Raw genomic sequence first — 25,027 nt, forward strand, 5'->3', positions numbered from 1 at the left:
ATGGGATTGGATATAAAAATAGTGGGTTTAGAAGACGTGTATAATCAAGATGTTTATGATTATTATGATAGTTTAGCGGGTACTTTAAATCTAATTTATTCTAACGCATACCCTAAAGAAATAGATTATCACTATAAAAAATTAGATTTTACTTTGGTTGTAAGTGCTAATTTAAAAGGTAGATGTTTTGATTTTGTTAGAATAGATGGAGTTTACAATAAGCATAAACATATTGAAGCTATGCAAAACGATAAAGTAAGATTGTTTTTTAAAGCGGTATAATTAATATTTATAATAAGTGTTAAGTTTTGTGAAGTTTTAACTTTCTAAATTTATAACCTAAAATAACCTCAGCAACTTATTTTAGGTTTAACAGATAAAATGAATAGTTTTCAATGTCAGGTTTTAACAGGTTCTTTGTTGTTTACCCGCACGTTGTGACCCCTAAAAAATCTTTGACTTTATGTTTAAGTAATAAATTAGTTTTCTTACACTATAAAAAGGTTATATCTCTTTTTTTACCGTTTCTAAAACAATTAACATTCTTTTACTGGCTCGAAAACAATTGAGTGTTCTTTTTTACCGTGCGAAAAACAATTAAATATTTTCTCTTTTACCGTTTAAAAAACAATACTTTAAAATTGAAAAAATATTGATTATTCAATTTTGAATAGAAAACTAACTAATTAACTATTTTCCACAATGGCAATTTCTTCATCTGTTAGATTGTATAGTTGGTAAACCATAGTATCTATTTCTTTATCTGTTTGGTTAATTTGGTTTTGTAAATCTTGTGCCTTTTGTTTGTTTTCTTCAAACAGGTCTAGCCATTCAAATTCATCTTTTTTAGTTAAAACGGGTACTTCATATAACCCTGCTTTTAAAAGTTCTTTATTGTTGCTCTTAATAGCTTTGTTTAGTTCTTTTATAAAGTCTCCAAATTCTAACTCATGCCAGTTTTGCAGTTTTTTTGATGGTTTTTGTAAAAGAAATAATTTACATAGGTAGTTTTGAAATTTATTTAGATGTTTTGAATAGATGGTGTTGTGTTCTATTGAATTGTTTACTTCTTTTATTAATTCATTGTCTTTTTCAATGATTATAGGTATTTGACTAATGTAATCTGATTTGTATAGAAAGTAACCACCATTTATCATGCTACTTGTATTCTTCATGTAAAAATCAGTTAGTTTTGAGTTTAAAATACCTAATATTTGAATTTTTGAAATGTCTTTCTTTATTTCAATACCATATACATTTTGATTAAAATAATTAGCTTCTAGTGCTAAGGTAAATGATGGTGATATTGAGGTATGCGATGTAATAATTTTGTCTGCTTCTAAAAATCTCATATCTCTTGCTCTGTGAAAACCATACCATTCATTAATGTTGGTTTTGTACTTTTTTCTTAACTCAATTAAAAAAGTTCTGTATGTATTTAAATATTCATAAGCTAAAGGGAAGCGTTTGTTTAATTCATCTAGGTCTAAAATATTTTGTTCATGATTAACTAAATGATAAGGGTAAATTATTATATAATCATTCGTAGGCGGTGCATATCTTTTAATATTGTTTCCTTTTGTGATTTTTCTTGTTATTTCTTTCTCTATGTAAAATATTTTCCCTTCAAATTCACTCTTTACTAAGTAGCTGTTTGTTAATTCTTCAATAACTTCAAGATAGTAGATTTTATCACTTCCTGGAATTACTCCTTGAGATATGTTTAATGAAATATCTAATAGTTTTTTATGTTGCCTTAGTTTCTTTAATAATTTTAATTCATTTTCATTTTTAAACTCCCAATTATCAAGATTCTGATATTTTGTTTTTATAAAATCATTATCATCTAATATATTTAAATTCTCAGCTATATAGTGAGCTTTCTTGTTTTTGTATTCTTTATATAAAACATACTTTTGAGCTTTTTTTTCTATAAAAAATATCCCAGTATAAGTTGTAGCTCCTTCAAAAATATCAATATCAGAAAAAGATATTATTTTTTTCAAATACTGGTTAGTTTTAAAAAAAAGTCTTAATCCTTTTCCAAAATCAGTTATGATAAACCTATGAGGTTGTATATATGCCATCAAGCCTGATTGTTTTAATAGCTTTACTCCAAGTTCGTTAAACAAAACGTATAAGTCAAATTTTCCAGTGGATGAAACATAATTTTGTTCAAAATAATCAATATTGTTTTTTTCTAAATTTTGAACTCTAACATAAGGCGGATTCCCAATAATCACATCAAAACCACCCTTTGCAAATACTTTAGGAAATTGAGTTTCCCAGTTAAAAGCCTTATTACCTGCTACAGATTTGTTATCTATTAAGGAATTACCACATTTAATATTAGAACTTAAATCGTTTAACTTTCTGCGGGGTTGTGCGGTACGTAACCATAAAGATAGTTTTGCAATTTCTACAGATTCTTCGTTTAAATCTACTCCGTAAATATTGTTTTCTAGTATGGTAGTCTCTATATCGGGGAATATAAAACCACCTCCTAAAATTTTAGTCTTTAGTTCATCAATATAATTATGTTCTTTAATTAAAAAATCTAAAGCTTGGTTTAAAAACGCACCACTCCCACAGGCGGGGTCGCAAATGGTTAATTGTAGTAACCAATCTCTATAAATATCTAATATAGATACTAGGTTTTCAATCGTGCTTTTGTTTCTACCTTTACGACCTTTAAAATATTCATCTTCTTTAAAACCTAATTCGTTTTTCTTTTCGGTACATAGTTTACCAATGGTGTTTTCTACTATGTATTTGGTAATGTATTTGGGTGTGTAAAAAACACCGTCTTTTTTTCTCTTACTTTTTTGTTTGTCAAATTCACCTCCTTGAATTTCTGCGTTAACGCTTTCTATTTCGTTTAAAGAGTTTTCAAAAATATGCCCTAGTATGTTAACGTCTACTTGACTTTCAAAATCATAAGCGGCTAATTTTTTAGTGTGTTTAAAAAGTAGTTCGCTATCTATTTCTAAATTATCTAAAACAAGGTCTTGTTTAAATAAACCACCGTTATAAGCGTAAATTTCTGCCCTTGCGGTTGTACCCTTTCTACCAGTATCTAAAAAGTTAAAATATTGCTTAAAAAGGTCGTATAATGGTCTTTCGTCTCCAAAATCTATATCGGCTTTCCACTTGTCTAATATTTGTTGTGTACTGTTAGGGGGTAATAAACCCCTATCTTCTGCAAAAAATATAAATAGATACCTATCAATTAACTTTTGAGACTTTTGAAATAAAGTAAGTTTTACGTTTTTTTCTAGTTGTAAAAGTTCTGTTTTGGCTTCTATATCATTTTCATCAATAACAGGACTATTGCTTTTTAGTTGTTTGGCATTACGTTTTACTAAATCTCTGTATAGTTCACGTTTAAAGAGTGAATAATCTTTATAAAATTGATTGGTAATTTGTTCTTCTATTACTATGGAAGCTTCTTTTATTTGTAAAGGAACGTTGTTAAGTAAATTATCTTTGTGTAGGCATAAATACAATAATTCAAAACGGTCTTTGCTTAGTTCAAATAAATTAAATTCTTCAAACTCTGTGGCATCATTAATATAAAAACGTAGCTTTTCGTAGTTAGATGTAACCACATAAATACACTCTTTTTGGTTAACCTTATAATCAAAAGCCTGTTTACGTATGCTTTCTAAATCCTTAGTCTTTGTGCTTTTTAATTCTATAACTGCAATAGCATTGTTGTTGCTTAGTATTGCCCCGTCTGCCTTTCTTGAATTGTTTTGATTTTTATATTCAGCAACTAAATTAAAATCGGCATTAGGTTTTAGAGTATAGTCTAAAATATTAACAAACAAATCTGTTAAAAAGATCCCTTGATATTCTTCTTCTTTAGATTTTCTAATGTTATCTTGAATAGTAGGGTTTAAAAAGTGTTTAACGTACTTTTTATAAGCTTTTTCTACTTTAGACGTATCTAACTGGTTAATATGATTTTTAAGTACAGATTTTTGATATAGTGCCATTCTTTACAAAGTCCAATTTTATTAATGAACTATAAATATATAGAATTGTATAGCTAGTTTTAACTACTGATTGAGAATAAATTTTTAGTATTTTCTAGGAGTGATTTAAAGGTAAGGTTTAACTCTATATTAGAACTGTTAAATATTACCCTTTTTTTATTGTTAGGGGGTCGGTTAATGATTACCCCTTTTTTTAATAAATCGTTTCTTAATTGTAGATGTAAATTGTTAGAATTGTGAATGATAAAATCTTTTAATCTTTTTTTGTGTTCGTCTCTTTTATTGGGTTTTAAAGTATCTATCCAGTAAGTTATATTTGAATAATTGTTTAGGTTTTTTATTTGTGGTTTGCTTAGTCCTTTTTTGCTAATGGTTTTATCGTAGTACACCACCTCGTCAAAACGCATTATAAGTAGTTTTAAGGCTTTATTTAATGTTGAGGTGTTCACGTCTGCAAAAGTTACAATACCAGTTCTATTAAACTCTATTGATTTCTTAAAACCTGTTTCTATTCTTAATGTATGTTTTTCCATATTGTACTGATATGATTTGTTGTAAATTTTTATTCTGTAATTATTGTGTTCTACTTGTCCGTAATTTCTACTATATTTAAATTCAAAAGATTTTCCAGTATGATACAATAGTCCTTTTATGAATTGTTTAGGGCAAAATAAAGGATTCGTATTAATTCCAAATTCTATGTTTTGAAAAGTCATTTGTTGAGGTTCGCAAAATAATAACTCACATAAGTGTTTTCTTACTTCTAAAATGTTTTCTAAAGTAAACATATTACCATTATAGCCTTTGTAATTGTTGGGGTTATAGTTTGGTGCTTTTATTTCTTTTAAAGAGTTAAAAAGCTTGTGTATGCTACCTGTAAATAAAACTATTCCAGTATCATAAATAATAATATTACAGAAATGATGGATTGCTACTGTTTTGGGTGAGCAATCACCATTTTTTTCTGAAACCTCAACTCTAAAATCAAATAAAGAATTGTTTTTTATTTTGTCTATGTTGGGGTTGTTGATTAATATTTTAACGTAGTCAATCAAATATATAAGGTTGATAAAGAAATAATATACTAAGTGTATTTGTTTTATATTACTATTCTAAAACACCATAAAACAGTTGATTAAGCGTTGTTTATAAGTGTAAAGAATAGTAATGTTAAAACGTGTTTGTTTTCTCAGATATTAAAACAACTTTTTAAATAGGTTGTTTTATCTGTTTAAATACGGTTTGTTATAAGACGTTTTAAAAAACGTTGCTTATATCAATAAAATTTGGATGTATTAAGCCTAATTATTGAAGTTTAATAATAGATTTCATAATGTCCGAACGCTTATAGTAAACACGACCTTGAATACCAAAAGGAATTAATTTTCCTTGTTTCTGCCAATTATGTAAAGTTGAGAGGTTGACTTTTAGGAATTGAGAAGTTTCTTCTCTAGTCATTAGTTCTTCGGGTTCTTGTAATTGCTTTTTAAATTCTGAAAGGTGTTCTTTTACACCGTCTAAAATAGTTTGTTGTAACTGCTCTGGAGTTACTGAAATGAATTGGATTTGTTTCATGTAATTTTGTTCCATGTAATAAAAATTTAAATTATTATTATGGCAAATCCTTACGTCTGTTTCCTAAATTATTTTAACTTTGTGGTTCTCAAGACACAAGTTAAAGGGCATTAGATTTACTTAGGTAAAGATTTTGCCTTTTTTGATTTATACAAATTTAATACTATCTAAAATTCCCTAGATTATGAAACGTTTAAACTTATTAACAAATCCAATTTGTTGTTGATAAAACTTATAAATGTATGCAAAACGGTTTATTGCTATAGTTTGCTTTATTGATTTTCTACTTTTTTTAATACAGTCATTTTTGGTTTATCATTAGGTTTTAATTCTTCCTTTATTTTTAGCAATTGATTGTATTCGTTTCTCAATTTTTTAACCTGTGATAGTTTTCTACTTCTATCTTGATTTACATAAATATTTACAGTTTCTTCTTTGCTGTGTCCTGTAATGTGTTTTACTTTAGCTCCAAACACTTGGTAATAATGTGTCGTAGCTGTTTTTCTTAACGTGTGTGATGTTATTAATTGCCATTTAGGGTAAACTCCCTCTATGTTGCGTTTGCGTTTTTTACCGTCTATTTCTATCGTTTTAGAAATTGCTCCTTTTGTAGGTCTATCGATTTCAGCCATTTTACAAATTTCTTTTAGGTACTCGTTAAAGCGTTGGTCTGAAATAGGTGTAGGTAAACCGTCTTTTATTATTTCTTCAATAACCTCATCAATTGGTATTACTATTTCTTTTGTGTTTTGAGATTTTTTTTGAGTAAAAACAAAACATTTTGTTAAGTTATGGTCTAAATCAGGGTGATATTGTATATTATATTCAGTTAAAGGAAGTAAATCACTAATTCTTTGAGCTACTTGTAAGCCTAGTAAAAACCATTTACGAGTGTTTAAAAGTCTTTCGTTTGTGATTTCTAAGTTTTCAATTCTTAGTATTTCATCATGTTCCAGTACTATAGTTTTAGAGCTTCTTGTTTTAATTCTTTTAATATAGTCTAACTCTTGGGATACTGGTATTTTATAACGTCTTGCATGCCTGCCAATAGCAATTAAATCATCTGAATATTTTTTTGCTGTATTATGACCATATTTTTCTTTGTTTAATAACCAATGATTAAAATTATCATAAAAGAATTGGTCTATCTCAACAATTTTATAAACGTGGTTTTTTTGATATTTTTTAAAAACCTTGAATAAGGTGTTTAATTGTCTTATTCTGTTTATTGATAATCCTTTTTCACCTATGCTGTTTTCAAATAAATTTGGATTATCAATTATATATTTAATCCAGTACTCAATACTTGCATTTTGTTCTTTTTCTTCTTTGTTGGTAAACTTGTTGTATGTGGTTTCTAGCCATCTTTTAGACGGTTCTAGTCCATCTGTAGTAATGTTGTTGAGGTTTTCTTGAATATGGCTAACAATAGCGTCTAATATGTTTTTCAATTGTTTTAGTTCGGCTGTGGTTTCTTTGGGTCTTTTGGTTTTAATATTCCATTTTTTACCGTCTATTGTTAAGCCTGTAGAAATTGTATAATCATGTTTTCTACCACTTCTTAATCTAATGTAGATTGTTGAGGTTTGTCCTTTGGTTCTAATTATAGGTGAAATGCTAGCCATGATTATCTGTTTTAGAGTTGTAAAGATATAACTATCCCCACATTTTCCCCACATAATCCCCACATTTGTACAATTTCATTAAATGCTATTAAATTAAAAACACTCTGTATGTGTTGTATATATTGGGTTTTTCAGTTTTTTGGTTTTTTGAGATTGTTTAAAAATTAGTTTGGTGATTCCCGCCCTAGGTACAAAGCCCAACTCAAATGAGTTGGGCTTTTTTTATGCAACTTATTTATATGATTATTTATACCGTGTATCTTTTTGTATTTCTTAATTTAGGAGGTATAAAATAAATTTATCATAAAAACATACCAGTACATACTAGTTTTTGTTATATTTGTGTTATGAATCTTGAACCCGTAAAAAGACAGATAGGAATTCCTAAGTATAAGCAGATTATAAAGTCTGTAGAAAACGCCATTACTAAAAAAGAAATGGTAAAAGGAGATAAATTACCATCTATTAGTCATATTCAAAAAGTGAATAAGGTTTCTAGGGACACTGTACTAACTGCTTTAAATGAATTAAAAACAAGAGGTATTGTACAGTCTATTGCCGGTAAAGGATATTATGTTTTATCAGAAAATATAGAGGTAGAGAAAAAAGTCTTTTTGTTGTTTGATGAATTAAACGGATTTAAAGAGGAATTGTATAACTCGTTTTTAAGCAATTTAGAAGAGAATACAAATGTTGATATCTATTTCCACCATTTTAACCATACGGTTTTTAGTAAGTTGATTTATGACAATATTGGGAGTTATAATTCTTATATTATCATGCCAGCGAATTTAAAAAACACACTCCAAGTAATTGAAAAATTACCGAAAGAGAAGGTTTATATTTTAGATCAAATGCATCCGGAACTTTCTTCATATGCTGCTATTTATCAAAATTTTGAAAAAGATATTTATACTAACTTAATTAAAGGTTTGCCTCTGATTAAAAAGTATAAAAAGTTGATTTTATTGTTTGATGAAAAAATTCAGCCTTCAGGAATGTTAACTGGCTTTCAACTTTTTTGTAATGAAAAAAATATAAAAAGTGAAGTCATTAATTCTTTACAAGATAGAGTGCTGCAAAAAGGAGAGGCGTATATTATTCCTGATGATAAAAATTTAATCAGTATTATAAAAAAAAATAGAGAACAGGGATTAAAAATTTCTGAAGACATAGGGATAATATTATACAATGAAACGTTGCTTAAAGAAGTTGTAGAAGGTGGAATTACCACTATTTCTACGGATTTTAATGAAATGGGTAAACGTTTGGCTCAAATGATTAATTATAAAGAACAAACACAAGTAGAGAACACAAACCGTCTTATTCTAAGACAATCACTATAAAATTATTAACAGTGTATAAAATCAATAAATTACAAGAAAATGGACTTAACTATATAGAAATAGTTGAGGACGATTATATTTCTTCTGCAAAAATATGTTTAGACAGAGGAGGAGCTTTAGAAACGTTGACTTTAAATCGTCAGTCAGTTATTGTAGACTTACATCCGTTAGACTATAAAAACACTTATGCTTCTTCAATTTTATTTCCTTTTGCGAACAGAATTAAAGATGGAAAGTATACGTATAAAGATGTAAAGTATCAATTTGATTGTAATGAAGTAAATAACAACAATGCTTTACATGGTTTGGTGTATAATAAATCTTTTGTAGTAGTAGATTCTGAAATTTCTGACGAAGATGCTTCTGTTACGATGGTTTATACAGCATCAACTAGAAATAAAGCATTTCCATACTTATTTACCATCGCTTTAAAATTTACTTTAACAGATAATAGTCTTGATTTACATGTAGAAGTGGATAATAATGATATCAATTCTTTTCCATTCACCATTGGGTGGCATCCTTATTTTTTAAGTGATGACTTGTATAATAGTACATTAAACTTTACTGTAGCTAAAACAATTGAGTTTGATGAAAGAATGATTACAAAAAATGTAATTGAAGGAGAATTGGAAATGCCAATTGAAATTAAAGATCAGCAATTAGATAATTGTTATGCTTTGAGTGATGGTAAAGTAGTATTTAATACTCCTAAATATAAAATGACCATTGATACATCGGGGGATGAAAATTTCTTTCAAATGTACACGCCACCAAAAGAAAATGTAATTGCATTGGAGCCAGTAACTGGAGTTTCTGATAGCTTTAATAATAAGTTGGGATTACAAGAATTAAAAGCGGCTGATAAGTACGAAATCAATTGGACGGTTACTGTAGAATAGTTAAAATAAATCATACTTAACTTTTTAATCAATAGTTAAGTACTTAATAATGTTTAAATTCATAAAAACATGGATACTAAATTAGTAAAAAAAGTAACAGATAGCTTTGCTAAAAATTTCACATCAGAGCCTGTACTTATTTATTCACCAGGTCGTATTAACCTAATTGGAGAGCATACGGATTACAATGCAGGATTTGTTTTTCCAGCAGCTATTGATAAAGGAATTGTAGCGGCTATTCAAAAAAGTGATAAAAATGTTTCTACTGCTATTGCGATAGATATGAATGAAACTTATCAATTTGATACTGAGAATTTAGATACTTCTAACTTATCAGGATGGAATAGTTATGTAGTTGGTGTTGTTGCCGAAACTCAAAAATTAGGAAAAAAAGTAGGAAATTTTGATATCGTATTTGGTGGTAATATTCCTGATGGAGCTGGAATGTCATCGTCTGCAGCTTTAGAAAACAGTGTGGTTTTTGGAATTAATGAGCTGTTTAATTTAAACTTAACCAAATATCAAATGATTTTAATTTCTCAAGCTGCCGAACATAATTATGTTGGGGTAAAATGTGGAATTATGGATCAATACGCAAGTATGTTTGGTATTGAAAACAGTGCTTTGTTATTAGATTGTAGAACTGCTCAAGCAGAACCTTTTACTATTGATTTTAAAGATTATCAATTGTTGTTGTTTAACACCAATGTAAAACATAAATTATCTGATAGTGCTTATAATGACAGACGTGCTGTGTGTGAAAAAACGGCTGAAATGTTAGGAATAGAGGCGTTAAGAGATGCTACTATTGTTGATTTAGATAAGGTAAAAGAGCAATTGTCTGAAGAAGATTATCAAAAAGTATTATATGTAGTGCAAGAAAATGCAAGAGCTGAGGCTGCTGCGATTGCTATTAAAAGTGATGATTTAGTAAGTTTAGGGAAATTGATTTATGGTTCTCATAACGGATTACAACATCAATATAAAGTAAGTTGTGATGAGTTGGACTTTTTGGTAGACATGGCAAAAGAAAACTCAGATGTTCTTGGGGCAAGAATGATGGGTGGTGGTTTTGGTGGTTGTACCATTAATTTGATCAAAAAAACAGCTGTAGAAGATTTTAAGAAAACAGCTATTGAAGCATATACAAAAAAATTCGGTCATGAATGTTCTCCTTATGAGGTAGCATTATCCGATGGAACAAAATTAATCTAATCAAGAAAAACAATATATCATGGATAAGCATTTAGAAGATTATTCACATAAAAGATTTAATATTTTAACCGGAGAATGGGTGTTGGTCTCTCCGCACAGATCTAAACGTCCTTGGCAAGGTCAAAATGAAGCAGTAAATAACGAAAAGAGACCTGAATATGACGAGTCTTGTTATTTATGTGCAGGGAATACAAGAATTAGTGGTGATGTAAATCCTAAATATACAGGAACCTATGTTTTTACTAATGATTTTGCTGCTTTACAAAGTGATTCACCATCTTTTAAAGTAAACGATGGTTTGTTACAAGCAGAAAGTGAAACAGGTATTTGTAAAGTAATTTGTTTTAGTCCAGATCACTCAAAAAGTTTGGCTGATATGGATGTTCCAGGGATTACACAGGTTGTAAAAACTTGGCAAAAAGAGTACAAGGAAATTGGAGCAAATGATGCAATTAAATATGTACAAATTTTTGAAAACAAAGGAGCGGTAATGGGATGTAGTAATCCGCATCCACACGGGCAAATTTGGTCTCAATCTAGTTTGCCAAATGAGGTTTCTAAAAAAGATACTACTCAAAAAGCATACTTTGCTGATAAAAAATCTAGTTTGTTAGGAGATTATTTAAAGCAAGAATTGAACGGAGACAGAGAACGTATTATTTTTGAAAATGATGCATTTGTAGTCTTAATTCCTTTCTGGGCAGTTTGGCCTTTTGAAGCGATGATTGCACCAAAAAATAAACAAAATAGTATATTGGATATGACAGAAAAAGAAGCGGAATTATATGCTGAAGCAATTTCTGTTTTGACAAAAGTGTACGATAAATTATTCAATACTTCTTTTCCGTATTCTAGTGGAATTCATCAAGCTCCTACCGATGGAGGAGACAATGCTCATTGGCATTGGCACATGAGTTTTTATCCACCTTTATTAAGAAGTGCAACGGTTAAAAAATTTATGGTAGGTTACGAAATGTTTGGAACCCCACAACGTGATATTACTGCCGAAGGTGCTGCGCAAAGATTGAGAGATTTGTTGTAGATAAAAATATTTCAGTAAAATTAAAACCCACTCAAGATTTGTTTTGAGTGGTTTTTTTTTATAAATAGTGATATGTAGATTAATTATTTTATAAAGTATTTTTTTACTGACAAAGCTCCATTTTCATAAGTGTCTCTAATGATATATATACCTGTTTTTAGGTTTTGAATGTTCTTTCCTATATAAATGCCCAAAAAGTTATAAACATCTCTGTCAATTCTTTTTAAATTCTGTTGATTAAGTTGATCATCAATGCTTAAATCATTTGGATTTTCATGATCTAAAAATATAGGATTAATTCCTTTTTGACTTGGCGTAACTTGAACAATCGCACCATTTTCGTCAAAAGTTAATGGATCTATACAAACTTCTCGATGAGTCCCAGGGTCTGCATTGATATAGTTTTTGTTAATACGATGATATACGATATACCATTCATCTTTACCAGGGATTTTAATGGTTGAGTTGTGCCCTGTACCGTATAGTTTATTTGTAGAATCTTGATTAATTACAATAGGCTGGTTTGCAACGTTGATAGGGCCTGTAGGTGATGTTGAGGTTCCATAGGCTACATGATAATTTGCAGATCCTGTATCATCAACTGACCATAAAAAGTAATAAATTCCTTCTCTATAAAAAACATGTGCTCCTTCTCTATAGGCATGTGTGTTTAGATTTCCTCCAGAAGGAGTGATTACCTGAGTAGTGTTTGGTTTTATAGAAATCATATCATCATTAAGCTCAGAAACAGCCATAAATCCATTACCCCAATACAGATAATCTTTACCTGAAATAGGATCATTAAAAATATCTCCATCAATTATTTGTCCACCAGTACCGGAAGGTGTCTCAGATATTAAAGGAGTTCCAGAGTCAGTAAAAGGACCTAGTGGATCATCTGAAACTGCTACCCCAATTTTTTTATTACTTCCAGTATTACCACTATAGTAATAGTAGTATTTGTAAGTGTTGTTTACTTTCTTTTCAATAATTGATGGTGCCCAAGCATTTCCAAAAGCCCATGATACTTGGTTGGTACTTAAATCTAAGATGGTTCCTTCGTCTGTCCAATTTACTAAGTCTGGTGAAGAAAATACGTTAAAAGAACTGCTTCCCCAGCCTGGGAATCCATCAGTTGTTGGATATATATAAAAACGTCCAGTTTTTTCGGAATACATAATGTCTGGATCTGCATGGAAATCTGGTAAAACAGGATTGGCATGGATGTTTACATATACAGAATAGATGTTAGTATTACCGTTTTGTTTAAAAGTATAATTGATAGCTCCATTACTGAAATCTTGAGGTCCTTGAGGTAGTATTTCAGTTCCTGGAGAAGCATATAATTCAGGATCAAAATTGGCAATATCAATACCATAGCGCGTTGATATATTAATGGTTTTATTTGTGTTATTGACGTTAAATCCATCTTTTTTAATCATTGTATTTCTAGCTCCTTGAGGGGTAGAGGATAAAGCGTTACTAGGCCATTTTTGTGTAAGTCTTTTGGCTTCCTCATTTGAAATAGAGATGGTAGTTCCATGGCGAGCATTGATATTGTAGTTATCTTTTGCAAATGTAAAATCGTTAAGATTAGGAGAAGTACAGTATTGATAATGTCCACTAGTGTAACAATCGTACATTAGTACCCAGTCACTTGTGTTGATTAGTCTAAAAACTCCAGATCCTTCAACGGCTTTATTGGTTTGTTGTAGTCTTGGAGAGGGTTCGCTCCATTGAGATCCAGGCTCTTGACCAGAAGAAGAGGTTAATGTTGGTGAGGTTACTTTACTAATACCTCCTAGAGATTCATTTTTAAAAAACATATGATATAAACCATCTATTTCGTTGTAAACAATATCTCCATCAATAGTAGCTGTCCCTCTGTCAAAAAGAATCTTAGGTTCTCCTATTAAATCGGTAAAATCTTCATTTGCATAACAATAATATATCTTGTCGTAAGATGCATTTGGCCCATTGTCAAATAATGAAAAATAAACCATATATTTTTTTTCTATGGGGTCATAAATGGTTTGTGGAGCCCAAACACGCAACACATTTGACCATGTTGATGGAAATTTAGTAGGAAAGTGAACAGTTGAATGTGTCCAGTTAACTAAATCATTAGATCTTAACAAAACCATTCCTCTATTGCTACTCCAACCTTCACCAGACTTCATGTCTGTAACAACCATGTAAAATGTGTTTCCGTCTTCTCCTCTTAAGATATGAGGGTCACGAACTCCTTTTTTAATAGATATAGTATCTGAATTAATAATGGGTTGTCCGTTGTTTAAAGGAGTATAATCGTATCCATCGTTACTTACAGCAAAACGAATTTGTTCTCCATAAGCATCATTTCCAGTGAAATATGAAAATAAATAAGCAGATCTATTCTCTTTTTCAGCAATTGAAACATTAAAATTTTTGTTTGCTTTTTCATCTCCTTTGATGATTGTAGCAGTTAAAACCACGTCTTGTTTACCACTTTCCGTTTCTGATAGTTTTAATACTTTACCAGTATTGCTTATAAATTCAGGATGGCTTGATGTCCATACTATTTTTGTTCCTTCTTTTGTGGTAATAGGTAAGTAAATGTTACTTCGGATATTGTTGACATTACCTTTTATAGATAGCTCCTCTAGGTCTTTTTGAACACTTTCTGCATCGGAAAGCAGAGGTAATATAGTAACTTCTATTTGTTTTGTTTGTGTGTCATTGTTATATTCTAAAGTTGCAGTTAGTGTAGCCTTTATAGCATTAGAGCCAATCTCAGGTCTAGTAATTTGACCGTTGTTTGTTATTACGTTAGGGTTTGAAGAGATCCATGTGATCTTAATGTTTTCTCCAATTGTTGAGGGTAAAAATAGATTAGTATTTACTGAATTCGCATTGGGAATTTCTAAAGTATTTAAAGCTTCTGTTAATATTTCTTGATTTAATACCCCATTTAAAGGAGTTAATTCGTTTGTTAATGATAATATTTCAGAAGTTGTTAAAGCTCCCTGATAAATAATAAAGTTATCATATTTGGCTTTTTTTAAGTATTGGTCATTTTGGTAACAGGATTTTCCTAAAAAATTAAAACTAGTTGATCCTAATTCGTTAGGATTAATGGTTATTTCTCCTTCGGATTTAAGTTCTCCATTGATATAAATTTTACCAATTCCATTAAGTTGTGTGTACGTAAGATTAATCCATACTCCTTTTGGAAGTTGATTTTGAATGCTAACAGTAGATTCTGCCCTGTAATTGGTTTTAGAAATAGTATATCGTGAGTTTTTAGAACCAAAGAAAATATTTCCGTTTGATGTTAATGCCATGTTTGTAGAGTTGGCAAAGGTCCATACAAAATTACCATTACCATTAATATCATAATCGTTGGCTATCATCATGTTTGTGGAAACGCTAAAATTCTCTAATTGAGAAATAATAGAACCAAAGCTTGATCCAAAATCAAAATATCCATCATCATTTCCAAGGGATAAAACTCCTAGGTTATTATATGAGATTAAGGTTGCACCATTGTTTAAAGTTCCTTGATAGTTTCCTGAGGTATCTTGAGTAGTGTCAAAATCATATTTTGCTAATATTGATGCTGTTTGAGCATTTAATATTGATGTAAATAATAAAGCAGCTAATATAATTTTATTTAAAAGTCGTTTTTTCATTAATCCTACATAGTTATAAAATACTAAAATAAGACATAGTTAGAGACAGAAGAGTACTTAAATAGGATAAAAAAGGTAGTAAAACAATATTCTTTAAATAAAACTAACAAATGTTATGTTGAATGTTGTTTTTATTGAGTAAGTTATTGATATTATAAAAAACATAAAAAATCCCAACTCATTGAGTTGGGATTTTTTATGTTTTTTATAATACATTTTGTTTTATTTCTTCTACCACTTCAGGGTTTAATAATGTAGAAATATCTCCTAAGTTTTCAGCATCGTTAGAGGCTATTTTTCTTAAGATTCTTCTCATAATCTTTCCAGAACGTGTTTTTGGCAACCCACTTACAAATTGAATTTTGTCTAATTTGGCAATCGCTCCAATGGTTTTGGTAATTACTTGATTGATTTCTTTTCGTAATACATCTTCATCAGTCGCGATGTCATTGTATTTTGTTACATATGCGTATAATGCATTTCCTTTAATGTCATGAGGAAACCCTACAATAGCACATTCAACAATAGCTTCGTGTTCGTTAATTGCATTTTCAATAGGAGCAGTTCCTAAATTATGCCCAGAAACAATAATAACATCATCCATACGACCTGTAATTCTATAGTTCCCCATAGCATCACGATAAGCACCATCACCTGTAAAATATTTACCAGGGAAGGCTGAAAAATAAGTTTCTTTATATCTTTGATGATTTCCGTAAATGGTTCTAGCCATAGAGGGCCAAGCTCCTTTAATTGCTAAGCTTCCTTCTGCAGGAGATTCTGTAATTTCTTTTCCGTTTTCATCTAATAGTACAGGTTGTACTCCAGGTAAAGGTTGTGTTGCAAAAGTTGGTCTTAAAGGAGTAATTCCTGCTAAAGCTGAAATCATAATTCCTCCAGTTTCTGTTTGCCACCAAGTGTCTACAATTGGACAAGTTCCTTTTCCAATATTATCGTTATACCAATGCCAAGCTTCTTCGTTAATAGGTTCTCCAACGGATCCTAGTACTTTAAGACTATTTAAATTATGTTTTTCAACAAAATGGATAGGTTGTTTTTCTAAAGCTCTAATAGCGGTAGGTGCAGTGTAGAAATGAGTTACTTTTAGTTTTTCTATAATTTCCCAAAAACGACCATAATCTGGGTATGAAGGAACTCCTTCAAACATTACGGTAGTTGCTCCAGAAGCAAGAGGTCCGTATATAATATATGAATGTCCTGTAATCCACCCAATATCAGCAGTACACCAATATACATCATCTTTTTTAGCTTGGAATACGTTTTGGAAGGTATAGGTAGTCCCTACCATATATCCACCACAAGTGTGAACCATTCCTTTTGGTGTTCCGGTAGATCCAGAAGTGTATAAAATAAACAACATATCTTCAGAGTCCATGTCTACAGCAGGACAATAGTCATCTTGTATTTTTTGTAGTTCTTCAAACCAAAAAGTATCTCTACCCTCTTTCATTGCTGTTGGCTCAACAGTTCTGCGATATACAATCACATCTTTTATGCTAGGAGTTTTCTCAAGAGCTTCATCACAAACAGCTTTTAGATTAATAGGTTTTGTTCCTCTGTAAACTTCGTTAGCAGTAATTAATAATTTACATTCAGAATCGTTGATTCTACTTGCTAATGCCGAGGCAGAAAATCCAGCAAATACAATAGAATGTACAGCTCCAATTCTTGCACAAGCTAACATAGCGATGGCTAACTCAGGAATCATAGGCATGTACAAACAAACTCTATCTCCTTTTTCAATCCCTTTGTTTTTTAAAACATTGGCAAAAGCAGATACTTTATGATATAATTGTTTGTAGGTAATATGTCTTGATTCTTCTTTTGGGTTGTTAGGTTCCCATATAATAGCGGTTTTGTTCCCGTTTTTTTCTAAATGTCTGTCTAAACAGTTTTCGGTAATATTTAGTTTACCACCAACAAACCACTTTACTTCTGGTTTTGTAAAATCAGCTTCTAATACTTTGTCCCATTTTTTTCGCCATGTAAATTGTTTGGCTATGTCTGCCCAAAATACTTCAGGGTTTTGGATGCTTTCTTTGTAATCTTCTTTGTATTGTCTATAAGATTTTATCTTCATTCTGATACGATATTTTTGGAACCCTAATTTAAGAGTTTTTTTAATTTTATCCCCTTTTTTTATGTAAACTATATAGTATTGTGTGTTATCGTGATAATTTTATACATAATAAGTTAATTTGTTGGTAATATAACTAAGAGGAGATATGTTTTTTGGTGTTTATTTTTATCAAAAATTGTTTGAAGTACATAGTTCAGGAAAAAGATTAACATTGAATGCTTGTTCGAAAACCTTTTCTTTGTTTCTTAGTGATTTAGCCTTTGTTAATTAATGCTTCTCACTATATTTGTTTTTAGAATTAAAATTCAACTAAAATGAACAAAAAAGTAATCTTAATGATTCTTGATGGATGGGGAATTACTCAAGATCCTAAAGTATCAGCAGTATACAATGCAAACACTTCTTATATAGATTCTTTGTATGATAAATATCCAAATGCTTCTTTACGTACAGATGGTGAATATGTAGGTTTACCAGATGGACAAATGGGAAATTCCGAAGTGGGTCATATGAACTTAGGAGCTGGTAGAATTGTATATCAAAACTTAACTAAGATTAACATTGCGGTTAGAGAAAAAACTTTAGGGGAAGAAAAAGTATTGGTTGATACTTATAAATACGCTAAAGAAAATAATAAAAAAGTTCACTTATTAGGATTGGTTTCTAATGGGGGAATTCACGCACACATAGATCACATTAAAGGACTGTTAGATGTGGCAAAAGAGAATGAAGTAGATAACTTATTTTTGCATGCCTTTACCGATGGTAGAGATACAGATCCAAAATCTGGAGCACATTTCATCAACGAAATCCAAGAATATATGGCTGCTACTACAGGAGAGTTGGCTTCTATGACAGGACGTTATTATGCTATGGATAGAGATAACCGTTGGGAACGTGTTAAATTGGCATATGATGCAGTAGTAAAAGCAGAAGGAGTAAAATCTACCGATGCCATTGCAACCTTAAAAGAAAACTATGCAAATGATGTTACTGATGAGTTTATCAAGCCAGTAATTATGACAGATGCTGATGGAAATCCTAAAGCAAAAATAGAAGAGGGAGATGCTGTTATTTTCTTTAACTATAGAACCGATAGAGGTAGAGAGTTAACAAACATGTTATCTCAAAACGATTTCCCTGAACAAGACACTCAAAAGTTAGATTTATACTTCACAACCATTACTTTATATGATGAAACATTTAAAGGAATCAATGTAATTTATAATAACGATAACATTAAAAATACCATAGGTGAAGTTTTATCTAATGCGGGTAAAAAACAAATTCGTATTGCAGAAACAGAAAAATATCCACACGTAACTTTCTTTTTCTCAGGAGGTCAAGAAGATCCTTTTGAAGGAGAATCAAGAATTTTACGTAATTCACCAAAAGTAGCTACTTACGATTTAAAGCCAGAAATGAGTGCTTACGAGTTAAAAGATGCTTTGTGTGAAGATTTAAAGAAAGGAGAAGCAGATTTTGTTTGTTTAAACTTTGCAAATGGTGATATGGTAGGGCATACTGGAATGATGGATGCGGCTATTAAAGCTTGTGAAGCAGTTGATGAATGTGCTAAGGCAGTGATTGAAACTGGATTGGAAAATGGATATTCTACCTTGGTAATTGCAGATCACGGTAACTGTGAGGTGATGATGAATCCTGATGGGTCTCCAAATACAGCACATACTACAAATCCAGTGCCTTTAATTTTAGTTGATAATGATATCAAAGAAATTAAAGATGGTGTTTTAGGAGATGTAGCCCCAACTATTTTAAAAATGATTGGTGTAGCACAACCAGAAGAAATGACAAGATTCCCTTTGGTATAAGGAAATAAAAAATACATTTTAGTTAAAAAAGCTCAACAGAAAACCTGTTGAGCTTTTTTGGTTGTTAAACTTAATAACAATCTGTCAAAATTTGTCCGTTGGTTTTGTATGTCTCAAAAGAGGGTAAATCATATTTTTTACAGATTTTTTCTAATTGAATAAAAACATCATCTCTCATGATGATAGAGCCACAAATCATAATTGTTCCATTGTTTTGTAAAGTGTTTATAACATTTTTTTCATCCTTTTCTAGTAGCTCCTGAACGTAATTATATTGGGTAACTTCTTTAGAAAAAGTAGCTTCATATTTATTTAAAGTCCCTTTGTGTAAAGCTTCAGTAATTAGGTGTTTGTATAAGTTTTCTGATTGATAAGTACGAGTTCCCCAATACAAGCTAACGTTAGCTTTTGTTTGTTGATGTATCATTCCTAAAAATGGGGCAATTCCTGTTCCGTTAGCAATTAAAATAACGTGTTTTGCTTTTTTAGGAAAATGAAATTCTTTGTTTTGCTGAATGTTTCCTGTAAAAACATCATCTATATTTAGGTTGTTTAAATAATTAGAACAAACTCCGTGACTATGTTTTTTTATGCTCAGTAAAATATTCCCTTTTTGATGACTTCCTATAGAGTATAATCTTTCTGAATTCTCTTTTGGAGGTGTAATCCCTAATAAATCTCCCGAATTAAATTTTTTGTGTTTTACAGGACTAAGAGTTAGCGTAAAGGTTTCATCGTATTCATCAATAATATTTTGTTTGTCTGTAATTTTAAAAACAGTTTCTTTTTGTTTTTTTGTGGACAATTCTTTAGGAATGTCTAAGATGAATTTTAAGGAAGTACTCCATTCTAAAACCCAGTTTCTAAATTGTTCATAATTCTGATTATGAATTAATAAAGGTGATTTTTGAGATGTATTCATCTTATCTTTTGATAAAATTTGCTTGTGTATGTTTTTAGCAAATTCACAGAATTTAGGGTAAGACAAAGATCCTAAACCAATTACATGACAATCAAAAGGTCTCTCAATCTTGATTTGTTCTAGCTTTTTTAAAAACAAATGAGCATTACTAGGTGGTTGTCCTTGTCCGTAGGTTGAGGTAATAATAATTAATTGCTCTGCGTTAGGGTACTGCTGATAGTTGTTCAAATCATCTAAAAACACCTTTTGGTGTGCTTTCAATAAAGCTTGTTGTAGTACTTTTCCTAATCTTTTAGTGCCTCCATTTTCTGAACCAATGAGAATAATAAAATTGGCTTCATCTGCCTTGTATTTGTTTTTGGTTTTAGCACCTAATCTTTTAATGGTGATAACCGTTCCAGAATACATAAAGTATAAAATGGCTAGTGAGCTTATAAATAAAACTAAAGACCATAAAATACTTCCGTTTCCTGTATGTAAATTAAAGCTTAAAACAGATAGTATTTTAACAAAAGGGTAGTGGGTAGTTTGTACTATATCTCCTGTTTTTTGATGGATTTTAAGTTCCTTATCATGCAGATTTAAAATAAAATAATCTTCTTCATCTGTAGAAAAAGGAAATTCTAATTTTGTAATATCTTTAAGTCTAGTTTCTTTAAATATGGTAAACTTAGAAAAAGGGATAACTTTTTTATTTTGAGAAGTATTTGTTATTGAAGAAACCTTGTTCTTAGGTAGTAAAGACAATTTTTCCATAGATAAATAAGTTCCTGTAAAAGAAATAATGATAATAGGTATTAGCAAGAGTCTACCTAAAGTTACATGGCTATATTGTATCGATTTATCATTAATAATTTTAGAACACAATTTAATAAACCCTCCTTGTCTTTTAATCGCTAATAACAAACCTGTAATGGCTATTAAAAACAATAAAAAAGAGGTGATTCCAACAAAAATTCTTCCAGTTGTTTTTAAAAATAAAGACCTGTGAAAATTGATGATAGATTCAAAAAAAGTATTGGATTTTGGAATGTCTGCCAATTTACTTCCATCGAAAGGATTGATGTAGAATTGCCCACTTTCTTCTGAGCCAAAAACAGTTGCTTTTACAAAATAATTGGCATCTACTTCTAGGTCTAAAACTTCTTCGTACTTGTTTTTTAAAGTATCTATTACTTGCGATAGAGCGGTGTTTTCTGCGTTTTTAATATGATAAGGCTGTCGCTTTTCCTGAATAGGTTTAAAAGCTAAAATTGCACCTGTAGTAGCAGCTAGAAACAAAAATAAAGAAGAAGATACAGTCAAATAAAAATGACTGTACCTCCATATTTTATGAAGCATATATTTAATTAGTTTGGTAAAATTCTAACGTATCTTATATATCCAGTTCCTTCGTGTTTGTCTTTAAGATTGTTGTTATCTAAAGAAATTTCTAAATCTTTAAGGTGATAATCTTGTTGTTCTACGGCAGTTTCAAATCTAAGTTTGTAGCCTTTATTCAGATCTTTTTCGTTAAGTTGAAATACAAAAATGGAACGTTCACCGCCAGCAATTGTTGCTCCTGTAATAGCATCTGTGTTTGGTTGCTTTGCTTTTTCAAAAAAGCTCCACCATGTTGATAAGTCAGCATACCACTTTTTATCATCTCCTAAAATTTGAACGGTTTTAAGGTATTGATCGTTTTTGTCTACAACAGATACAACAACATAAGCACCTTCACCTTCGTAATTCTTTAGTTGAACCATGCACTTGTATTTTTTGGTTGGTTCTGTAATGTTACTTACTGTGGTAAAAGCAACTAGTAAGAAAAGGCTACACACATAAAAAATAGATTTATATATTTTCATAAGAGTTCAAATTAAGATTGTTTTAAAAAAGAGATATTTGTTTTGTTGCTTTTTAATAGTTCATTTTCCAAAGCCAAGTCAAAAGCACTTTCCTCAAAATCAGTCAATATATTTTTATCAGCACCTTTGGTTAATAATAGCTGCAATATTTTTTCATCTTTAGCTTTCATGGCAGCCAAATGTAATGGCGTTAATCCATCATTGTCTTTTTTGTTAATGTCTGCTCCTAATTCTAATGCTTTTAAAATTAAATTTTCATCTCCTTTTTCTATAGCAATATGTAAAGGAGTGGTGCTTTTAGATGCGTTTGCTAATGAGATATGATTTGCTTTTAAAACATCTGCTAGTTGATAAAAGTTTGTTTTGTTTCTTTGGTTGTAGGCTTTAAATAAATAATAGAATAAATTGTTTCCATCATTATCTATCACTTTTAAGTTTACTCCATTTTCTGTTAAAAAAGTAAATGTTTCAATATTTATACGTTGGGTTGCATAAGTAATGGCTGCAAGTCCTTGTTTGTTTTGTTGGTTGATGTTTTTGACTAAAGGAGTTAGTTTTTTTAACACGACAAGGTTGTTCCCTCTGGCTGCATTTAAAAAAGGGGTATTTCCATCATTGTCTTTTTGATGAACATCTGCTCCTTTATTGATGAAAAAATCTATAATAGTAACATCTTTGGTGTTACTAGCAATGTGGTGTAGGGCATTTTGATTGTTGTTGTTACTTAAATTCATGTTTAGACCCAAAGCCTCAAAATATTGAAAAACTTCTAAAGTATTACTAAAACCTCTTCCTCCACGACTTGCATAAAGTGCTATGTTTTCTCCATTGTTATTTAGTTGATCATAATTAAATCCTTTTTTGATGAGTTTTTTAATCAAATCTAAATTACCACGTTGTGCAGCATAAAATAAAACGTTGTTTCCATTGTTGTCCTTGATATTAATATCGACTCCTTTTTTTTGAAAATACTTGATAATTTTTCCGTCTTTTGAATGAGAAGCTAATAGTAAAATAGCATTTGCTCCATTCCTTGTGGTGGTTTTTAAATCTACACCATTAGCTAACATTAAATCATAAATTTTTGTGTTTTCATGACCAACATTGGCTGTAAAGGTTAACCAATTAAAACCATGACTTCCAGTGATATTAACATCAGCTCCTTTTTTTAGTAATAGTTTCATTGTTGCTAAGTCTCCGGTATAACCCGCCCACATTAAATAACTTCTACCGTCGTGAGTGGGTTTGTTGATGTTGTTTCCTGGTAAGGACAATAAATATTCAATAGTTTTTATAGGTGCTTTAGCCATAATTGCATAACAAACCGCATCAAAAGCTGCTCCGTTTGGAGTAACGGCATCGTTCCCTTCTTTTATTTTTTGTTGTACAGTAGCTACATCTGGATTTGTTTGCCAAAAAGATCTGTTGTGTAGTTCATTCTTGCTTTGTTGTCTTTGTGAAAAAAGCAAAGCAGGAGCTAATAGTAATGCTATTAATATTTTCTTCATTATGATTTTATTAGGAAAATCCCTTTTTGAAATAAATCAAAAAGGGAATTAAATGATTATTTATATCTGTTTACCAAGTTCCAATAAAGTGGCTTCCTTCAACATTTTTTAATTGAGCTCCTTTAGTTACAGCACCAGTTTCTGTGTCGATAGCATAAATGTTTCCATCTTTTCCTACAGGAGCTTGAGTTACAAAAATTTCATTTCCTTTAACAGCAAAACCTTGATATTGGAATAGATAAAAATCAGCTTCATAAGGGATTTCATTAATTGTAGTCGCTGTTTTTGCGTTTAAATCAACCAATGCAAAAAATCCTTGAGCACCTGCAACTCCTGTTTCAGATCCTTCATGACGATAAGCCAATACTGCTTTTCCATTTCCTGCTGGCCTCCATGCTAAAACATAAGCTCCTGTTACGCCTAAGGCAGTATCTAGGTTAAAATCATAAGAATTATCATATTGGTTGTTTGCTCCAATTTTTAAAATATGAGATCCTTCTGGATCACTTTGATTTGCTTGGTATACATCTCCATTATATTCAAAAGCATTAATACTACGGTATCCATTACTGTTACCGTGTCCTATAGCAGAAGTAATAATTGATGGATTGTCTAAAGATGGATAATCTAATACAATAGTTTTAGTTCCTAAAATATCATAATCGTTATCTCTTTCTAAAGTTGTTGGATCTTTTTTTCTTACCTGAGCTCCAATATATAATTTGTCTCCAGCAGCATTTAAAACAGGCATGTCAATTCTAGAGATATAATATCCTTTTACAGCATTAATATCATCTAAAGAAATAGTATGGTCTTTAAACTCAATGATTTCTTGATTAGCTAAGCTAATGGTTACCACAGCAATTTTAGATTCTGTTTTTACATATACATCATCAGTAACATCATCTATAGTTCCATTATCATTAATCACATCTTCTGTAGATACATATACGGCAGCTCCAGTATTATCTCCATCAAATAATTTAATCCATCTTGGAGCAGTACCTACATATTGGGCAACGGTTACTGGTAATCCAATTTGATTAAATTCTTGTCCGCCATCTACAGTATATTTAAAAAAACTTCCACCAGTATCACCTGCATAAGTAATGTTAAATAATGTGTTTCCATCTTCTGATGCTTGTAATCTTGCCGTTCTGTTGGAAGGAACCACGTAACCATAATCAAAAGGAGCAATTACTTTATTAGGGTCTTTAGCATTTTTGCTACTCACAGCATATACTAGAGTCCCTCCATTTCCATCTCCAGGGTTAGACCCCATTTTAGCTCCCGCAACTGTAATCCATCTATCAGATGCATCTTTTGTTTCAGTAGTAATTCCTTCTTTGTCTATATCATTATCTTCTTTACATCCTACAACGAGTAATAAAGAACTTAAAGCTAGTGTTAAGGTTTTTAAATTAAATAACTGTTTTTTCATAT

The 25,027-nt window shown here is 30.5% G+C and carries 16 protein-coding genes; 6 read left to right on the forward strand and 10 right to left on the reverse strand.

Translation table 11 applies throughout. The annotated features are described in order from the left end of the window. Entirely contained in the window at positions 1-282 is a 282-nt protein-coding gene (locus tag BUB70_RS03385) for a hypothetical protein (RefSeq protein ID WP_073118259.1), read from the forward strand. Between the two features lie 404 nt (positions 283-686). Here BUB70_RS03385 and BUB70_RS03390 read toward each other — a convergent pair whose 3' ends face one another. From BUB70_RS03390 to BUB70_RS03405, 4 genes are all read right to left on the reverse strand, one after another. Then, entirely contained in the window at positions 687-3,998 is a 3,312-nt protein-coding gene (locus BUB70_RS03390) for an Eco57I restriction-modification methylase domain-containing protein (protein WP_073118260.1), read from the reverse strand. A 59-nt stretch (positions 3,999-4,057) separates the two neighbouring features. Further along, the gene (locus BUB70_RS03395; RefSeq protein ID WP_073118261.1) at positions 4,058-5,053 is read right to left on the reverse strand and encodes a hypothetical protein; all 996 of its coding nucleotides are present in this window, start codon (positions 5,051-5,053) and stop codon (positions 4,058-4,060) included. A gap of 250 nt (positions 5,054-5,303) precedes the next feature. Further along, positions 5,304-5,588: a helix-turn-helix domain-containing protein gene (locus tag BUB70_RS03400; protein WP_084730155.1), complete on the reverse strand. Its 285-nt coding sequence runs from the start codon at positions 5,586-5,588 to the stop codon at positions 5,304-5,306. A 257-nt stretch (positions 5,589-5,845) separates the two neighbouring features. Then, positions 5,846-7,198 (reverse strand): phage integrase SAM-like domain-containing protein, encoded by a 1,353-nt coding sequence (locus tag BUB70_RS03405; RefSeq protein WP_073118262.1) that lies wholly within the window; start codon positions 7,196-7,198, stop codon positions 5,846-5,848. 347 nt (positions 7,199-7,545) lie between these two features. On the opposite strand from BUB70_RS03405, the gene BUB70_RS03410 reads away from it, so the two are divergent. From BUB70_RS03410 to BUB70_RS03425, 4 genes are all read left to right on the forward strand, one after another. Further along, entirely contained in the window at positions 7,546-8,544 is a 999-nt protein-coding gene (locus BUB70_RS03410) for a GntR family transcriptional regulator (protein WP_073118263.1), read from the forward strand. A gap of 11 nt (positions 8,545-8,555) precedes the next feature. Further along, positions 8,556-9,446, forward strand: a complete 891-nt coding sequence (locus BUB70_RS03415; RefSeq protein ID WP_073118264.1) for an aldose 1-epimerase — start codon at positions 8,556-8,558, stop codon at positions 9,444-9,446. A gap of 69 nt (positions 9,447-9,515) precedes the next feature. After that, entirely contained in the window at positions 9,516-10,661 is a 1,146-nt protein-coding gene (gene galK, locus BUB70_RS03420; RefSeq protein ID WP_073118265.1) for a galactokinase, read from the forward strand. Between the two features lie 19 nt (positions 10,662-10,680). Then, on the forward strand, positions 10,681-11,703 hold the full coding sequence (locus tag BUB70_RS03425; protein WP_073118266.1) for a UDP-glucose--hexose-1-phosphate uridylyltransferase: 1,023 nt from the start codon (positions 10,681-10,683) through the stop codon (positions 11,701-11,703). 83 nt (positions 11,704-11,786) lie between these two features. Here BUB70_RS03425 and BUB70_RS03430 read toward each other — a convergent pair whose 3' ends face one another. Both BUB70_RS03430 and acs read right to left on the reverse strand, forming a co-directional pair. Then, complete coding sequence (locus BUB70_RS03430; RefSeq protein WP_073118267.1) at positions 11,787-15,374, reverse strand: family 43 glycosylhydrolase; 3,588 nt, start codon at positions 15,372-15,374, stop codon at positions 11,787-11,789. 205 nt (positions 15,375-15,579) lie between these two features. Next, complete coding sequence (gene acs, locus BUB70_RS03435; RefSeq protein WP_073118268.1) at positions 15,580-17,475, reverse strand: acetate--CoA ligase; 1,896 nt, start codon at positions 17,473-17,475, stop codon at positions 15,580-15,582. Positions 17,476-17,789: 314 nt separating this feature from the next. On the opposite strand from acs, the gene gpmI reads away from it, so the two are divergent. Next, positions 17,790-19,307 (forward strand): 2,3-bisphosphoglycerate-independent phosphoglycerate mutase, encoded by a 1,518-nt coding sequence (gene gpmI / locus BUB70_RS03440; protein WP_073118269.1) that lies wholly within the window; start codon positions 17,790-17,792, stop codon positions 19,305-19,307. 70 nt (positions 19,308-19,377) lie between these two features. On the opposite strand, the gene BUB70_RS03445 is transcribed toward gpmI, so the two are convergent. From BUB70_RS03445 to BUB70_RS03460, 4 genes are all read right to left on the reverse strand, one after another. Continuing rightward, on the reverse strand, positions 19,378-21,570 hold the full coding sequence (locus BUB70_RS03445; RefSeq protein ID WP_073118270.1) for a PepSY domain-containing protein: 2,193 nt from the start codon (positions 21,568-21,570) through the stop codon (positions 19,378-19,380). 8 nt (positions 21,571-21,578) lie between these two features. Then, the gene (locus tag BUB70_RS03450; RefSeq protein WP_073118271.1) at positions 21,579-22,076 is read right to left on the reverse strand and encodes a DUF2271 domain-containing protein; all 498 of its coding nucleotides are present in this window, start codon (positions 22,074-22,076) and stop codon (positions 21,579-21,581) included. A gap of 11 nt (positions 22,077-22,087) precedes the next feature. Beyond that, positions 22,088-23,584, reverse strand: a complete 1,497-nt coding sequence (locus BUB70_RS03455; RefSeq protein ID WP_073118272.1) for an ankyrin repeat domain-containing protein — start codon at positions 23,582-23,584, stop codon at positions 22,088-22,090. A gap of 70 nt (positions 23,585-23,654) precedes the next feature. Continuing rightward, positions 23,655-25,025, reverse strand: a complete 1,371-nt coding sequence (locus BUB70_RS03460; RefSeq protein WP_073118273.1) for a hypothetical protein — start codon at positions 25,023-25,025, stop codon at positions 23,655-23,657. Positions 25,026-25,027 lie beyond the last annotated feature (2 nt).

Origin of the sequence: Wenyingzhuangia marina, assembly GCF_900130035.1 — a bacterium.
Classification (GTDB): domain Bacteria; phylum Bacteroidota; class Bacteroidia; order Flavobacteriales; family Flavobacteriaceae; genus Wenyingzhuangia; species Wenyingzhuangia marina.

Bases quoted from the DNA above. Each gene is read 5' to 3' on its own strand.
- BUB70_RS03385 (WP_073118259.1), top strand. From the start codon at position 1: ATGGGATTGGATATAAAAATAGTGGGTTTAGAAGACGTGTATAATCAA.
- BUB70_RS03390 (WP_073118260.1), bottom strand. From the start codon at position 3,998: ATGGCACTATATCAAAAATCTGTACTTAAAAATCATATTAACCAGTTA.
- BUB70_RS03400 (WP_084730155.1), bottom strand. From the start codon at position 5,588: ATGGAACAAAATTACATGAAACAAATCCAATTCATTTCAGTAACTCCA.
- BUB70_RS03405 (WP_073118262.1), bottom strand. From the start codon at position 7,198: ATGGCTAGCATTTCACCTATAATTAGAACCAAAGGACAAACCTCAACA.
- BUB70_RS03410 (WP_073118263.1), top strand. From the start codon at position 7,546: ATGAATCTTGAACCCGTAAAAAGACAGATAGGAATTCCTAAGTATAAG.
- galK (WP_073118265.1), top strand. From the start codon at position 9,516: ATGGATACTAAATTAGTAAAAAAAGTAACAGATAGCTTTGCTAAAAAT.
- BUB70_RS03425 (WP_073118266.1), top strand. From the start codon at position 10,681: ATGGATAAGCATTTAGAAGATTATTCACATAAAAGATTTAATATTTTA.
- BUB70_RS03430 (WP_073118267.1), bottom strand. From the start codon at position 15,374: ATGAAAAAACGACTTTTAAATAAAATTATATTAGCTGCTTTATTATTT.
- acs (WP_073118268.1), bottom strand. From the start codon at position 17,475: ATGAAGATAAAATCTTATAGACAATACAAAGAAGATTACAAAGAAAGC.
- gpmI (WP_073118269.1), top strand. From the start codon at position 17,790: ATGAACAAAAAAGTAATCTTAATGATTCTTGATGGATGGGGAATTACT.
- BUB70_RS03445 (WP_073118270.1), bottom strand. From the start codon at position 21,570: ATGCTTCATAAAATATGGAGGTACAGTCATTTTTATTTGACTGTATCT.
- BUB70_RS03450 (WP_073118271.1), bottom strand. From the start codon at position 22,076: ATGAAAATATATAAATCTATTTTTTATGTGTGTAGCCTTTTCTTACTA.
- BUB70_RS03455 (WP_073118272.1), bottom strand. From the start codon at position 23,584: ATGAAGAAAATATTAATAGCATTACTATTAGCTCCTGCTTTGCTTTTT.
- BUB70_RS03460 (WP_073118273.1), bottom strand. From the start codon at position 25,025: ATGAAAAAACAGTTATTTAATTTAAAAACCTTAACACTAGCTTTAAGT.